The organism is Paenibacillus sp. PCH8, from assembly GCF_002968835.1.
Classification (GTDB): Bacteria; Bacillota; Bacilli; order Paenibacillales; family Paenibacillaceae; genus Paenibacillus.
This window is the reverse complement of record NZ_PKQK01000005.1, coordinates 285,767-299,427: the sequence shown is the minus strand read 5'-3', so window position 1 is coordinate 299,427 and position 13,661 is coordinate 285,767. Positions and strand designations below refer to the sequence as shown.

The following is a 13,661-nucleotide window of genomic DNA, read 5'->3' as shown; positions in this document are numbered from 1 at the left end:
GGCTCACCAAGGCGACGATGCGTAGCCGACCTGAGAGGGTGATCGGCCACACTGGGACTGAGACACGGCCCAGACTCCTACGGGAGGCAGCAGTAGGGAATCTTCCGCAATGGGCGAAAGCCTGACGGAGCAATGCCGCGTGAGTGATGAAGGTTTTCGGATCGTAAAGCTCTGTTGCCAGGGAAGAACGCTTGGGAGAGTAACTGCTCTCAAGGTGACGGTACCTGAGAAGAAAGCCCGGCTAACTACGTGCCAGCAGCCGCGGTAATACGTAGGGGGCAAGCGTTGTCCGGAATTATTGGGCGTAAAGCGCGCGCAGGCGGTCATTTAAGTCTGGTGTTTAATCCCGGGCTCAACCCCGGATCGCACTGGAAACTGGGTGACTTGAGTGCAGAAGAGGAGAGTGGAATTCCACGTGTAGCGGTGAAATGCGTAGATATGTGGAGGAACACCAGTGGCGAAGGCGACTCTCTGGGCTGTAACTGACGCTGAGGCGCGAAAGCGTGGGAGCAAACAGGATTAGATACCCTGGTAGTCCACGCCGTAAACGATGAGTGCTAGGTGTTAGGGGTTTCGATACCCTTGGTGCCGAAGTTAACACATTAAGCACTCCGCCTGGGGAGTACGGTCGCAAGACTGAAACTCAAAGGAATTGACGGGGACCCGCACAAGCAGTGGAGTATGTGGTTTAATTCGAAGCAACGCGAAGAACCTTACCAGGTCTTGACATCCCTCTGATCGATGCAGAGATGTATCTTTCCTTCGGGACAGAGGAGACAGGTGGTGCATGGTTGTCGTCAGCTCGTGTCGTGAGATGTTGGGTTAAGTCCCGCAACGAGCGCAACCCTTATATTTAGTTGCCAGCACATCATGGTGGGCACTCTAGATAGACTGCCGGTGACAAACCGGAGGAAGGTGGGGATGACGTCAAATCATCATGCCCCTTATGACCTGGGCTACACACGTACTACAATGGCCAGTACAACGGGCTGCGAAATCGCGAGATGGAGCCAATCCCAACAAAGCTGGTCTCAGTTCGGATTGCAGGCTGCAACTCGCCTGCATGAAGTCGGAATTGCTAGTAATCGCGGATCAGCATGCCGCGGTGAATACGTTCCCGGGTCTTGTACACACCGCCCGTCACACCACGAGAGTTTATAACACCCGAAGTCGGTGGGGTAACCGCAAGGAGCCAGCCGCCGAAGGTGGGATAGATGATTGGGGTGAAGTCGTAACAAGGTAGCCGTATCGGAAGGTGCGGCTGGATCACCTCCTTTCTATGGAGAATCGTTTCCCGAGTGGAAACATTCAAATACGCAGGTTCTTTTAGAACCTGCACAGCGATTCATTTCGGTCCGTCACTTCGGTGTGGATGAAATGGAAAGCACAAGCAACTCACTCGTTGCTCAGTTTTGAGAGCTCAAACTCTCAAACAGCTTGCTTTTGCATGGAGCTTGTTCTTTGAAAACTAGATATCGAAACGAAATTTTGCGAATTAGAACATTCCTTTAAGGGATGAATGCTTGTTCGGTTCAAGCAACCGATCAACAATCATCCTAGCTGATCTTGTGTAAACAAGTGAAGTGTTTATAAGGTAGATAATTGCTGTTGTGATGGTATCGAATGGGAGTGACTTTTGGCTTTGCGCAAGCAAAACAAGGGAAGCGAGCCGTCGAAACCGGAACAATTTGGTTAAGCTACTAAGAGCACACGGAGGATGCCTAGGCGCTAGGAGCCGATGAAGGACGTGGCGAACAACGAAACTGCCTCGGGGAGCTGTAAGCAAGCTTTGATCCGGGGGTGTCCGAATGGGGAAACCCAGCTGGGGTAATTTCCAGTTACTCATAACTGAATACATAGGTTATGCAGAGGCATACCAGGGGAACTGAAACATCTAAGTACCCTGAGGAAGAGAAAACAATAGTGATTCCGTCAGTAGCGGCGAGCGAACGCGGAGAAGCCCAAACCAGAGAGCTTGCTCTTTGGGGTTGTGGGACGTCTCACATGGAGTTACAAAGGAACCGATTAAGCGAAGAGGTCTGGAAAGGCCCGCCAAAGAAGGTAAAAGCCCTGTAGTTGAAAGTTTGTTCCCTCCGAGACGGATCCCGAGTAGTGCGGGGCACGTGAAACCCCGTATGAATCCGGCAGGACCATCTGCCAAGGCTAAATACTTCCTAGCGACCGATAGTGAAGCAGTACCGTGAGGGAAAGGTGAAAAGCACCCCGGAAGGGGAGTGAAATAGAACCTGAAACCGTGTGCTTACAAAAAGTCAGAGCCCGTTTTAGGGGTGATGGCGTGCCTTTTGTAGAATGAACCGGCGAGTTACGTTCCCGTGCAAGGTTAAGGTGAAGAGCCGGAGCCGCAGCGAAAGCGAGTCTGAATAGGGCGACATAGTACGTGGACGTAGACCCGAAACCGGGTGATCTACCCCTGTCCAGGGTGAAGGTGCGGTAACACGCACTGGAGGCCCGAACCCACGCATGTTGAAAAATGCGGGGATGAGGTGGGGGTAGCGGAGAAATTCCAATCGAACTCGGAGATAGCTGGTTCTCCCCGAAATAGCTTTAGGGCTAGCCTCGGAAAACAGAGTCGTGGAGGTAGAGCACTGATTGGGTGCGGGGCCCGCAAGGGTTACCAAGCTCAGTCAAACTCCGAATGCCATAGACTTACTTCCGGGAGTCAGACAGTGAGTGCTAAGATCCATTGTCAAAAGGGAAACAGCCCAGACCATCAGCTAAGGTCCCCAAGTGTGTGTTAAGTGGGAAAGGATGTGGAGTTGCACAGACAACCAGGATGTTGGCTTAGAAGCAGCCACCATTGAAAGAGTGCGTAATAGCTCACTGGTCGAGTGACTCTGCGCCGAAAATGTAACGGGGCTAAACACGCCACCGAAGCTATGGCTTGATGCAGTGCATCAGGGGTAGGGGAGCGTTGTATAAGGGTTGAAGGTGTACCGTAAGGAGCGCTGGACATTATACAAGTGAGAATGCCGGTATGAGTAACGAAAAGACAAGTGAGAATCTTGTCCGCCGAAAGCCTAAGGGTTCCTGAGGAAGGCTCGTCCGCTCAGGGTAAGTCGGGACCTAAGGCGAGGCCGAAAGGCGTAGTTGAAGGACAACAGGTCGAAATTCCTGTACCACCGTAAGCCGTTATGAGCAATGGGGGGACGCAGTAGGGTAGTGACGCGGACTGATGGATGTCCGTCTAAGCAGTAAGGCTGATGTGTAGGCAAATCCGCACATTACTAAGGCTGAGCTGTGATGGGGAGCGAAAATTATAGTAGCGAAGGTCATGATCTCACACTGCCAAGAAAAGCCTCTAGCCAGGTGATGGTGCCCGTACCGCAAACCGACACAGGTAGGCGAGAAGAGTATTCTAAGGCGCGCGGAAGAACTCTCGTTAAGGAACTCGGCAAAATGACCCCGTAACTTCGGGAGAAGGGGTGCCCCGGTAGTGTGAATAGCACGAGGGGGCCGCAGTGAAAAGGCCCAAGCGACTGTTTAGCAAAAACACAGGTCTGTGCGAAGCCGTAAGGCGAAGTATACGGGCTGACGCCTGCCCGGTGCTGGAAGGTTAAGGGGAGTGGTTAGGAGCAATCCGAAGCTGTGAACCGAAGCCCCAGTAAACGGCGGCCGTAACTATAACGGTCCTAAGGTAGCGAAATTCCTTGTCAGGTAAATTCTGACCCGCACGAATGGCGTAACGACTTGGGCGCTGTCTCAACGAGAGATCCGGTGAAATTTTAATACCTGTGAAGATGCAGGTTACCCGCGACAAGACGGAAAGACCCCATGGAGCTTTACTGCAGCTTGATATTGAATTTGGGTACGATCTGTACAGGATAGGTGGGAGCCTTTGAAGCATGAGCGCCAGCTTGTGTGGAGGCAACGTTGGGATACCACCCTGATCGTATCTAGGTTCTAACCTGGTACCGTAATCCGGTGCGGGGACAGTGTCAGGTGGGCAGTTTGACTGGGGCGGTCGCCTCCTAAAGAGTAACGGAGGCGCCCAAAGGTTCCCTCAGAATGGTTGGAAATCATTCGAAGAGTGCAAAGGCATAAGGGAGCTTGACTGCGAGACCTACAAGTCGAGCAGGGACGAAAGTCGGGCTTAGTGATCCGGTGGTACCGCATGGAAGGGCCATCGCTCAACGGATAAAAGCTACCCTGGGGATAACAGGCTTATCTCCCCCAAGAGTCCACATCGACGGGGAGGTTTGGCACCTCGATGTCGGCTCATCGCATCCTGGGGCTGAAGTAGGTCCCAAGGGTTGGGCTGTTCGCCCATTAAAGCGGTACGCGAGCTGGGTTCAGAACGTCGTGAGACAGTTCGGTCCCTATCTGTCGTGGGCGTAGGAAATTTGAGAGGAGCTGTCCTTAGTACGAGAGGACCGGGATGGACGTACCGCTGGTGTACCAGTTGTTCCGCCAGGAGCACCGCTGGGTAGCTATGTACGGAAGGGATAAACGCTGAAAGCATCTAAGCGTGAAGCCCCCCTCAAGATGAGATTTCCCAGTATGTAAGACCCCTTGAAGACGACGAGGTAGATAGGCTGGGGGTGGAAGTGCAGCAATGCATGGAGCTGACCAGTACTAATCGGTCGAGGGCTTATCCAATATGCAAGTGATAAATCGCAAATTTCGTTTCGAATCTAGTTTTCAGAGAATGATCTCTGAAGCATATTCCCTGATAGCTCAGTTGGTAGAGCACTCGACTGTTAATCGAGTTGTCACAGGTTCGAGCCCTGTTCGGGGAGCCATATGGAGAGGTGTCCGAGCTGGCCGAAGGAGCACGATTGGAAATCGTGTAGGCGTCACAAGCGTCTCGAGGGTTCGAATCCCTCTCTCTCCGCCATAATAAGGCCCGTTGGTCAAGGGGTTAAGACACCTCCCTTTCACGGAGGTAACAGGGGTTCAAATCCCCTACGGGTCATATTAACTTCAAAAAAGTAGTTGATTTTTGCAACAACTTTATGGTAAGATCATAGATGTGTTGTTCGGAGGCTTAGCTCAGCTGGGAGAGCATCTGCCTTACAAGCAGAGGGTCGGGGGTTCGAACCCCTCAGCCTCCACCATATAAATTTTATAACGACGCGGGGTGGAGCAGCCCGGTAGCTCGTCGGGCTCATAACCCGAAGGCCGCAGGTTCAAATCCTGCCCCCGCAATTATACTTTCCTTTGAGAAAGTGATCTGGAACCGTGGTGTAGTTGGCCTAACATGCCTGCCTGTCACGCAGGAGATCGCGGGTTCGAATCCCGTCGGTTCCGCCATTTAATCTTTACATGAGGGAAGTTGCTCACTACATCTGCTGTATAGCACTGATGCCCTATATAAAGTGTAAGGAATTAAGATTAAACTTTATTATGGCTCGGTAGCTCAGTCGGTAGAGCAGAGGACTGAAAATCCTCGTGTCGGCGGTTCGATTCCGTCCCGAGCCACCATTTTAACACAATTTAATACGCCGGTGTAGCTCAACTGGTAGAGCAACTGACTTGTAATCAGTAGGTTGGGGGTTCAAGTCCTCTCGCCGGCACCATTTAATCCTGGAGGATTAGCGAAGCGGCCAAACGCATCAGACTGTAAATCTGCTCCCGTACGGGTTCGGTGGTTCGAATCCATCATCCTCCACCAGTTTGTAGGGGCATAGTTTAAGGGTAGAACAACGGTCTCCAAAACCGTTGGTGTGGGTTCAATTCCTGCTGCCCCTGCCAATTAACTTTTAGAAAAATATTATATTGTGGCGGTCGTGGCGAAGTGGTTAACGCACCGGTTTGTGGATCCGGCATTCGGGGGTTCAATTCCCCTCGATCGCCCTTTTGTTTTTTTGGGGATTAGCCAAGCGGTAAGGCAACGGACTTTGACTCCGTCATGCATAGGTTCAAATCCTATATCCCCAGCCATTTTGCGGACGTGGCTCAGCGGTAGAGCATCGCCTTGCCAAGGCGAGGGTCGCGGGTTCGATTCCCGTCGTCCGCTCCAAAATGTGGCGCCATAGCCAAGTGGTAAGGCACAGCTCTGCAAAAGCTTTATCCCCAGTTCGAATCTGGGTGGCGCCTCCAGCATATTTTCAAGATAGTATGCTACAACATTATATGCCGGCGTGGCGGAATGGCAGACGCGCTCGACTCAAAATCGAGTGGGAAACCGTGGAGGTTCGAGTCCTCTCGCCGGTATATTGTATAGTCCTACAGATTGCGTAAGCAATTTGTAGGACTATTTTTATTTTATTTATATGAAGCAAGTTTAGCATAAAGACAGTGCGACTTGAATAATAATTGACGTGTGCCTATATTAGGTATATTGTAGATAAGTGAAGTCTATAATATAAAATAATGGAGTGTGAACAAAGTGGCTATTGAAAACAATATATCGGACACCGATCTGTTATTTAATCTATCTGTGTGGGAAGAGGCATGGAAGAATCGTCCGAGAAGTTCAAAATATAAGAAGAAAAGTACCCCCTTTAATACAGAAGAAGCGTTTGAACGGTGGGCTAGAGAATATCATGCACAGTCATTCACTGAAGAAGGACAGCAGCGTTCTGAACGGATTATGGGCTGGATTGAAAACCAGGGAGTGGAATTCGCTGGGTTATCCATATTGGATATTGGAGCAGCATCAGGTATATTTACCATTCCTTTTGCAGCAAAGGGAGCAACCGTAACTGCAGTTGAACCTTCCGAGTTACTCGTTTCATTGATGAAAGAGACAATTCCTTCATCTCTGAAATCTAACATCGAAATCGTAACAGAACAATTTGAAGACATCTCTATTCAAGATCAGAGCTGGGAGAAGAAATATGACTTTGCATTTGCTTCCATGTGCCCGGCTATGTCGGATTGGGAGACGATTGAGCAAGCGATCAATTGTGCCCGAAAGTATGTATATATCAGCACTATGGCTGGACAAAGGGAACACACACTAATGGATGAACTTAATTCTGTACTTGGCATCAGTTCTTCCTATAAGGCTGGAGATATGGGGTATATCCAGCAGTTGCTGTATCTGAAGGGGTATTCGTATACCATGATCATTACGAGAGAAATTAACTCATTTGAAATGCCGGTGGAAGAGATTATTCAGAAGTTGCCAGAATGGCTTACTACGTATGAGTTACCAACAGATCAGGATTCCCTCAGACTGGCTGAGCAGTACATCCAAGATACATACAAGGATGGTTTGGTGAGCTTCTCACGTGGAGCAAGGTTCGGTAAGATTCTGATCCAACTTGACCAACCAAATATGAAAGCAGTCCGCACCAAGGATAAGCAATGAAACGTGTAAGTTTGTATATTTGTACTGGAGACAGAAAGTAAATATGAGGTATGTGTAATATGTGAGAATGGGAGCAGATCATCTGCTCCCCATTATTTTGTTGAACAGCAGATGTTCCATTTATTCTCGAGAAAATATCTACTTTCTAATGGGTATTTCTGCTGTCTGTTTGCGTTCCCGATATTGGCCTGGAGTAATTCCTTCCCATTTACGAAAGGATCGGATGAAATTCTGCGGATTGTTGTACCGAAGCCGTGCTGCAATATCCTTAACAGTGATATTACTCTCGTCCAGCCATTTTTTAGCGATGTTGAATCGGTACCTGGTCAGATATTCACTAAATGAGCAGCCTGTCTCCTTTCGGAAAACACTACTCAAGTAATTAGCATTGTAGTGAAGCTTCACAGCACATTCCTCAAGCGTCAGATCCTTATCGTAATCTTGATGAATTATGGCAATCATCTTCTCTGATATCTGCTGATATTGGGCAACCTGTCTCGCTTTAAAAACCTGGATAATGGGCAAGATGACCTGATGGTTAAACCATTCCTCAACCTCCACAGCATACTGCAAACCATGAAGTTCGTGGAACATAGATCGATGACCTTGGGAAATCTGTGCAAGTCGTATACCCGATTCCTGTGCCATCTGCAAAATATTCGTGAGCAACCTTATAAGAGCCACCTGATATTCCTCTGGCGTACACTCCATACGAAACATCACTTCAAGTAACTGTTGCAAAAGAACAGAGGACTGGACTTCGTCCGCACTTTGAATAGCCTGGATCAACGAGTACTCCAATGATTCCGGGTAGCTCATGGACCAAGGTGCAGACTGATAATCGGTTATCTCATATTGAAAGATTATGCCGGTTCCCAGCTTCATGCGATGCTTCAGTGCTTCTATGGCTTCTGTGTAAGCCTGGGGGATGTGGTATAGCGTACTGTGTGGCTGGCTGAAGCCTATACTTACCTCAAGATTTAGAATTTTACCTATCTGTTGTTGCAACTGGTCTGTTAATACATGTAGCTGTTGTGAAAAAATAAAGGGATCTTGTTCAACGGTGCCGATCACCGTGACGACCGTATGTTCCAGTACAATAGGGAGCAGTAGTTGATCCGGGGGAGCCGTTTCCTCCAATATATTTTGAACAGCGAATAGCAAAAGATCACGATCATTAGAACCGTACTTGGTGTGATTAATGAGATCTGCCTGTAGTGTAACAACAGCAACGTGGTGCCACTCTCGAACCTGATGCGTATAGCCATATTCATTCAGAGTGCCATGTAGGGTGTGAATAGGGATCTTACCCTGGAACAGATTCATCATAAAATGAGTGCGAATCTGCAGCAGGTGCTGGTTGAGTGTGTTTTCTAGTTGGGAGCGAGAGGCTGACAACTGTGAGACACCTGCTCTAATCTGTTCGAACTCATCATATAACTGCGCCGGATGCTGAGCCAAAGTGTTATCTTCTTTGGACAGTCGGTTGTTACCAAGTTGGGCTAAAAGTCTGCGAATGGGTATATGCATTCGTTTCGAGCCGAGCCAGGCGAGCAATAATGAAAGTAAAAGCAAGGAGATACTGATATACAACGTGTGTAGACCAATATCAAGATAGTCTCTTGTGAGAATGTTTGTAGGTGATATCAGAACATAGGTCCACCCTTTCAGAGTAGAAGGACTGTACGTCAGTGAGTAGTGAGTATCGGCGACCTTAACCTGTTTCTCTTCAAAAGCAGTTGAAAATGTGATGGGTGATAGCTTGGTTATATTATTTTCCGTATCAGGATCTTGCAGTCCAATCGCAGATAACGGTTGTCCGATATATGCAGGATCGGGATGAACCATGATCCGCTGTTCCCGATTCAGAACGATTAGTCCCGAGCTTGTATTGCTTGATTCTTCTCCTAGCGTATTATGCAGAGAACATGCGGGAATTCCGGCAATCAAGGCAGCATCAGAAAAAGTATTCAGATTTGGAATAGATCGTGCAAGCGCAATATGATAGATACAACCTGTCCGGGGCGAACGCTCATCATTACTGAACACGGATGATGGGAGAGTTGCCATCCAGAGGTTAATGTATCCGATATCAAATCCTTCATGGGTAAAGCCAGTGGGAAATCCGTATTACGATATAATCCGGCATGATCAATAAGCCAATTCTGAGATTGATTGACCAGGGTTATATCCAGCAAAGGTTCCCATGATCTCATGTGTTGAAACTCACTCTGCAGTTTGTCGGCAAGTAAAGGGCCTTTCCCTTGAAGTGAAGAAGAAGCTGTCAGGGAACGGAGGGTTACTGGAGAACGAACGGCTTGATCAAGCATATAACTAACTGTAGCGAGTTTGTGTTCTACATTGGATTGCATCTGTTCGAGCAACTGCTTGTTCGCTTGGGCACGATGCAGGTCACTTTGGTTCGATGTATAGATAAATGCAGCAATTCCAGTCAACAAAATGGGCAAGGTACTTAACAAGATTCCAAAAACAATCATTTTATGGAGATAGCTAGTTGGTCGCACAGGTCCACTCCTGACTTTAAGAATAGTAATACTTTCTATTTTAGTAAACGCTTACATATAGAACAATATAAATTTTGATTATTTGGATAAAAAAGTATTTTATTTGCAAAGTGTTAGGTAGGCGTTGAGGATTATTGATATATGATGTTCTAGAAAATGCCTATCAGATACAGCTATGCCTGATGCCTTATACGGAATGATGAGAAACGAAAGCAAATGAGGAACGTAAATAGAGGTATGCACGTTATTCTCTACAAACGATATCGCATGAGCGGAGCTTTAAAACGGGTAAGTAATAGAAGGTGTCCGAGGTTCTGTTTAGCTTAGGTTGAACGATGGTCTTATATAGGGACAGTCAAAGGTCCAACACGATCCCCGACCAGAGTCTAGGATGAAAAACCGTCCACGGTCTGTTTTGAAAAGCTGCAAATTCCCCTAGAATAAGGACATAAGGTTAAACAAGAAACAAAGAAACAAAAAAACAAGAAATAAACGAACGAATGAATCAACAAATGAAAAGAACGAATCGAAAGGGCGGTGAACAACAATTATGAGATTGAATAAGGGAAATGGCTGGGCGATTGTATTGATTGCGCTGGGTGCACTCCTCCTCTTCGGAAAGTTAACTCCTCTTCTTGGACACTTAATGGGGTATCTGATTCCGGTCCTGATGATTGCACTGGGATATTACGGAGTTAAACGAGGGAATGTGTTACTAGGATGGATTGTGCTTATCATCGGTATCATCTCACTGATGGGTAAACTGGCATGGTTGATCGGACCGATCATCGCGATCGGGTTAATCATCTTTGGTATCTCCATGCTGAAGAATAACCGCAGTCGTCGTGACCGTTACTAAGTTTTCACGATTATGAAAAGGAGGGACAGAACAAAATGAGTGTATTTCGTCGAATGCGGGATATTACCGTAGCCAATCTGAATGAACATTTGGAGCAAAGTCAGGATCCAGTCAAACTGATTGATCAGTTCCTGGTCTCGACCCGCCAAGACATCGGTGAAGCCGAGAAACTTCGTCATCAATATGCAAGCCATACCAGACAAATGAAACAACAAGCAGATCAGGCAGCAGGTATGGTTAACAAACGGGAAGAACAGGCTTCCATGGCTCTGAAAGCAGGAGAAGAGCATCTCGCTAAACTGGCCTTGCAAGAGAAAATTCTTCACGAGGAAAAAATGGAACAGTACAATGAATTGTACGCACAAAGCTATGCAGCATTACAGGAACTGGATGAACAGATCGACCAGTTGAAGGTGGAGTACCAGAATGTATACAGCAAACGCCAATATTACTATGCTCGTATGCAGACCATCCAATTGCAGCAACGAATGAACCAGAGAGGACATCACAATGGTCAGAACGTACCTCGTATGTTTAACCGATTGGATGACCAAGTCTCTGATCTCGAATATGAAGCACAAAGCCTTCGGGATATCCGGCGGATGAGTCAGGATGGTTCAGGAGCGACTGGTAGCATGTCATCCTCTACGCTGGATAAGGAACTGGAACGCTTAAAACAAAAATTAAACAATGACAGAAAGGAGTAGTCACATGAGTAAATTGTATCGCTCGGCGCGTAATCGAAGGCTTACAGGTTTGATTGGTGGCATCTCAGAAAATCTTGGACTCAGTACCACGTTGCTGCGTATCATCTTCTTCATCAGCATTTTCGCTACGGGGGTACATCATTGTTGATCTACTTCATCGCTGCATTGGTGGTACCAAAGGAATCCTATCACGCTGATCCATATGCTTATGGTCCCGATCACGTAAGAGGATATAAGTAAACGAAAGGAGAAAGCACATGAGCAAACTATACCGTTCAACGCGTGACCGGATGTTAACCGGCTTGTGCGGCGGAATTTCCGAAACGATCGGAATGGATTCCACACTGCTGCGTATCATCTTCGTCATCAGTATTTTCGTAACTGGCGGCACGTCGTTGTTAATATACTTCATTGCAGCACTGGTGGTACCCAAAGAACCGTATCCACCTTATGATCCATATGGCTACGACCCAGGCCCTGGTTCTGGAAGAGGATACAACAACTATGATCAACAACAGCCAAGAGGTCCTTTTCAAAATAACCACAACCAACCAGGCCCCGGACACTTCGGTCCCGGCCCAGGATTCAACGGCAGACCCCAATCTGGTCCGCGTTCTTATGACAACAACGCTTACGGAGCAGGTGCACCACAGGAAAGTGAACTTGATTCCATGATGAAAGATATTGAGAAAAAAGCACTGAAAAAAGAAGTTGAAGAGCTTCGCCAAAAATTATCTCGTTACGAGAAGGGAGAAAAGTAAAATGGGAGTATTTAAACGGATTAAGGATATGACGAAAGCATCGGTAAATGATATGTTGGATAAGGTAGAGGACCCGATTGTAATGTTGAACCAGTACTTGCGTGACATGGAGGCTGAGATTCATGAGGCTGAGGTAACGGTTGCCAAACAAATGGCGAATGAGCGTCGTATGAAGCAACGTCTGGATGAAGCTGAGCGTACTACGGTACAACGTGAGTCTCAGGCAGAAGCTGCTCTGGCGAACGGTCAGGAAGAAGTGGCACGCAAATTGCTGGAAGAGAAAATTTACTTTGATCAAAAAATTACGGAGTACAGTGAATTGCATGCACAGTCCGAAGCACAAGCGAAAGATCTGTTGCAACAATTGCATGACATGAAAGATGAGTTCTACAAAATGCGTAACAAACGCAATGAACTTGTATCCCGTGCACAAATGGCAAAAGCCAAAAAACAAATGTCTTCCATCAACAGCTTGCATTCGATCGAAAGTGGCGGCGCATCGCTTGGATTCCACCGTATGGAAGAGAAAATCATGCAACTGGAAGCTGAAGCTGATGTAGCTCGTGCACCTTATCGCAACACAGGATCTACGTATACCAATCCTGTAGATGTGGAAAAGCAATTCAAGGTGGATCAGCAATTGCAAGCCCTGAAAAACAAAATGGGCAATGGCTCCAAAAATGAAACAAACGTAACTTCAAAAGAATAACTGTTCGCTCGACGGACAATATGATATTCTATAAATCGTGTATAACGTACGGTTGGTAGAACAAAAGTTAAGCCATACAGGACTTCATTGCCTGGTATGGCTTTTCCGTTGAATAAAGAAAGAATAACTTACAGAGGAGGTGCGGCAGAGATGAATAAAAAGAGTAAATGGCTTGCAGTTGTCATTATTATCTTGGGTATGTTCATGTTATTAAACCAAAATATAAACTTGCTGACCGCTGCCGCACTGATTCTGTTAACGATTGGAATGCTTCAAGTTCGTAAAGGTGATACGCATAAAGGCTATCGTTATCTCGGGATCGGTGCGGCTCTGCTGCTCTTGGATAATCTGATGATTGTATTCTTGATTGTACTGGCTTCTTTAGCTTATTTTTATTCAAATAACAAAAAGATTCATCTGGATGAAGGAGTTATGAAAAAGCAGAATTTCATGGCTCGGTACTACTGGGATCAATCGTCCTGGACATTACGAAGTATGAGCCTATGGCATGCCATAGGTGAGGTTAATGCAGATCTGTCTCTCTCGATCCCTGAGGAGAAGCAAACGATTGTATTGCTGCAAGGCGTTATGGGAAATGTTCGTCTTACGTTGCCTGAGGATTATGGTGTGGAGATTGAAGCATCGGTCCTGTTCGGTCGAATTAATCTTCTTGGAGAACAAGATAGTGGCATGATGAACAAATTGGTATGGAGAACTCCTGGATATGAATCCAGTGAACATAAAGCAAAATTTGTGATTTCTTATATTGTTGGCGACCTAAGCATAAGTAATCCGTAGTAAAATAGATGAAGAGAAGGAGGAGA

9 protein-coding genes, 15 tRNA genes and 2 rRNA genes are annotated in these 13,661 nt (G+C 47.0%); 24 read left to right on the top strand and 2 right to left on the bottom strand.

Annotation, left to right across the window (positions count from 1 at the left end; all coding sequences use genetic code 11):
• The 18 genes from C0Q44_RS25430 to C0Q44_RS25345 form a co-directional block, all read left to right on the top strand.
• A 16S ribosomal RNA gene (locus tag C0Q44_RS25430) occupies positions 1-1,277 on the top strand; the annotation flags it as partial.
• Between the two features lie 413 nt (positions 1,278-1,690).
• Positions 1,691-4,617 (top strand): 23S ribosomal RNA (locus C0Q44_RS25425).
• A gap of 67 nt (positions 4,618-4,684) precedes the next feature.
• Positions 4,685-4,760: transfer RNA gene (locus tag C0Q44_RS25420), tRNA-Asn, on the top strand.
• Between the two features lie 3 nt (positions 4,761-4,763).
• A tRNA-Ser gene (locus tag C0Q44_RS25415) sits at positions 4,764-4,855 on the top strand.
• A 6-nt stretch (positions 4,856-4,861) separates the two neighbouring features.
• Positions 4,862-4,933, top strand: a tRNA-Glu gene (locus tag C0Q44_RS25410).
• A gap of 66 nt (positions 4,934-4,999) precedes the next feature.
• A tRNA-Val gene (locus tag C0Q44_RS25405) sits at positions 5,000-5,075 on the top strand.
• A gap of 17 nt (positions 5,076-5,092) precedes the next feature.
• Positions 5,093-5,166: transfer RNA gene (locus tag C0Q44_RS25400), tRNA-Met, on the top strand.
• A 27-nt stretch (positions 5,167-5,193) separates the two neighbouring features.
• Positions 5,194-5,271, top strand: a tRNA-Asp gene (locus tag C0Q44_RS25395).
• A gap of 95 nt (positions 5,272-5,366) precedes the next feature.
• Positions 5,367-5,442: transfer RNA gene (locus C0Q44_RS25390), tRNA-Phe, on the top strand.
• Positions 5,443-5,461: 19 nt separating this feature from the next.
• Positions 5,462-5,537 (top strand) — tRNA-Thr (locus C0Q44_RS25385).
• 9 nt (positions 5,538-5,546) lie between these two features.
• Positions 5,547-5,632: transfer RNA gene (locus tag C0Q44_RS25380), tRNA-Tyr, on the top strand.
• A 6-nt stretch (positions 5,633-5,638) separates the two neighbouring features.
• A tRNA-Trp gene (locus C0Q44_RS25375) sits at positions 5,639-5,712 on the top strand.
• A gap of 29 nt (positions 5,713-5,741) precedes the next feature.
• Positions 5,742-5,814, top strand: a tRNA-His gene (locus C0Q44_RS25370).
• A gap of 12 nt (positions 5,815-5,826) precedes the next feature.
• Positions 5,827-5,901, top strand: a tRNA-Gln gene (locus C0Q44_RS25365).
• Between the two features lie 4 nt (positions 5,902-5,905).
• A tRNA-Gly gene (locus C0Q44_RS25360) sits at positions 5,906-5,980 on the top strand.
• Between the two features lie 6 nt (positions 5,981-5,986).
• Positions 5,987-6,060 (top strand) — tRNA-Cys (locus C0Q44_RS25355).
• Between the two features lie 35 nt (positions 6,061-6,095).
• Positions 6,096-6,174 (top strand) — tRNA-Leu (locus C0Q44_RS25350).
• Between the two features lie 175 nt (positions 6,175-6,349).
• Positions 6,350-7,276 (top strand): class I SAM-dependent methyltransferase, encoded by a 927-nt coding sequence (locus C0Q44_RS25345; protein WP_105409959.1) that lies wholly within the window; start codon positions 6,350-6,352, stop codon positions 7,274-7,276.
• Positions 7,277-7,414: 138 nt separating this feature from the next.
• Here the strand turns inward: C0Q44_RS25345 and C0Q44_RS25340 are convergent, their stop codons facing one another.
• Together C0Q44_RS25340 and C0Q44_RS25335 are read right to left on the bottom strand one after the other, a co-directional pair.
• Entirely contained in the window at positions 7,415-9,346 is a 1,932-nt protein-coding gene (locus C0Q44_RS25340; RefSeq protein ID WP_105409958.1) for a helix-turn-helix domain-containing protein, read from the bottom strand.
• Positions 9,247-9,774, bottom strand: a complete 528-nt coding sequence (locus C0Q44_RS25335; RefSeq protein ID WP_105409957.1) for a hypothetical protein — start codon at positions 9,772-9,774, stop codon at positions 9,247-9,249. The genes C0Q44_RS25340 and C0Q44_RS25335 overlap by 100 nt, the downstream gene beginning before the upstream one ends.
• Positions 9,775-10,351: 577 nt before the next feature.
• Here C0Q44_RS25335 and C0Q44_RS25330 point away from each other — a divergent pair.
• From C0Q44_RS25330 to liaF, 6 genes are all read left to right on the top strand, one after another.
• Positions 10,352-10,660 (top strand): LiaF transmembrane domain-containing protein, encoded by a 309-nt coding sequence (locus tag C0Q44_RS25330; protein WP_105409956.1) that lies wholly within the window; start codon positions 10,352-10,354, stop codon positions 10,658-10,660.
• Between the two features lie 35 nt (positions 10,661-10,695).
• A complete protein-coding gene (locus C0Q44_RS25325) occupies positions 10,696-11,367 on the top strand; it encodes a PspA/IM30 family protein (RefSeq protein WP_105409955.1) in 672 nt (223 codons plus the stop codon).
• Positions 11,368-11,371: 4 nt separating this feature from the next.
• Positions 11,372-11,515 (top strand): PspC domain-containing protein, encoded by a 144-nt coding sequence (locus C0Q44_RS31290; protein WP_258166553.1) that lies wholly within the window; start codon positions 11,372-11,374, stop codon positions 11,513-11,515.
• A gap of 109 nt (positions 11,516-11,624) precedes the next feature.
• Positions 11,625-12,128 (top strand): PspC domain-containing protein, encoded by a 504-nt coding sequence (locus C0Q44_RS25315; protein WP_105409954.1) that lies wholly within the window; start codon positions 11,625-11,627, stop codon positions 12,126-12,128.
• 1 nt (position 12,129) lies between these two features.
• Positions 12,130-12,837 carry a PspA/IM30 family protein gene (locus C0Q44_RS25310; protein WP_105409953.1) on the top strand — a complete coding sequence of 236 codons (708 nt, stop codon included), beginning with the start codon at positions 12,130-12,132 and terminating at the stop codon, positions 12,835-12,837.
• A gap of 150 nt (positions 12,838-12,987) precedes the next feature.
• Positions 12,988-13,635, top strand: coding sequence for a cell wall-active antibiotics response protein LiaF (liaF, locus tag C0Q44_RS25305; protein ID WP_105409952.1), 648 nt, complete (start codon positions 12,988-12,990; stop codon positions 13,633-13,635).
• Positions 13,636-13,661: the final 26 nt, after the last annotated feature.

Bases quoted from the DNA above. Each gene is read 5' to 3' on its own strand.
- C0Q44_RS25340 (WP_105409958.1), bottom strand. From the start codon at position 9,346: ATGGCAACTCTCCCATCATCCGTGTTCAGTAATGATGAGCGTTCGCCC.
- C0Q44_RS25335 (WP_105409957.1), bottom strand. From the start codon at position 9,774: ATGATTGTTTTTGGAATCTTGTTAAGTACCTTGCCCATTTTGTTGACT.
- C0Q44_RS25330 (WP_105409956.1), top strand. From the start codon at position 10,352: ATGAGATTGAATAAGGGAAATGGCTGGGCGATTGTATTGATTGCGCTG.
- C0Q44_RS25325 (WP_105409955.1), top strand. From the start codon at position 10,696: ATGAGTGTATTTCGTCGAATGCGGGATATTACCGTAGCCAATCTGAAT.
- C0Q44_RS31290 (WP_258166553.1), top strand. From the start codon at position 11,372: ATGAGTAAATTGTATCGCTCGGCGCGTAATCGAAGGCTTACAGGTTTG.
- C0Q44_RS25315 (WP_105409954.1), top strand. From the start codon at position 11,625: ATGAGCAAACTATACCGTTCAACGCGTGACCGGATGTTAACCGGCTTG.
- C0Q44_RS25310 (WP_105409953.1), top strand. From the start codon at position 12,130: ATGGGAGTATTTAAACGGATTAAGGATATGACGAAAGCATCGGTAAAT.
- liaF (WP_105409952.1), top strand. From the start codon at position 12,988: ATGAATAAAAAGAGTAAATGGCTTGCAGTTGTCATTATTATCTTGGGT.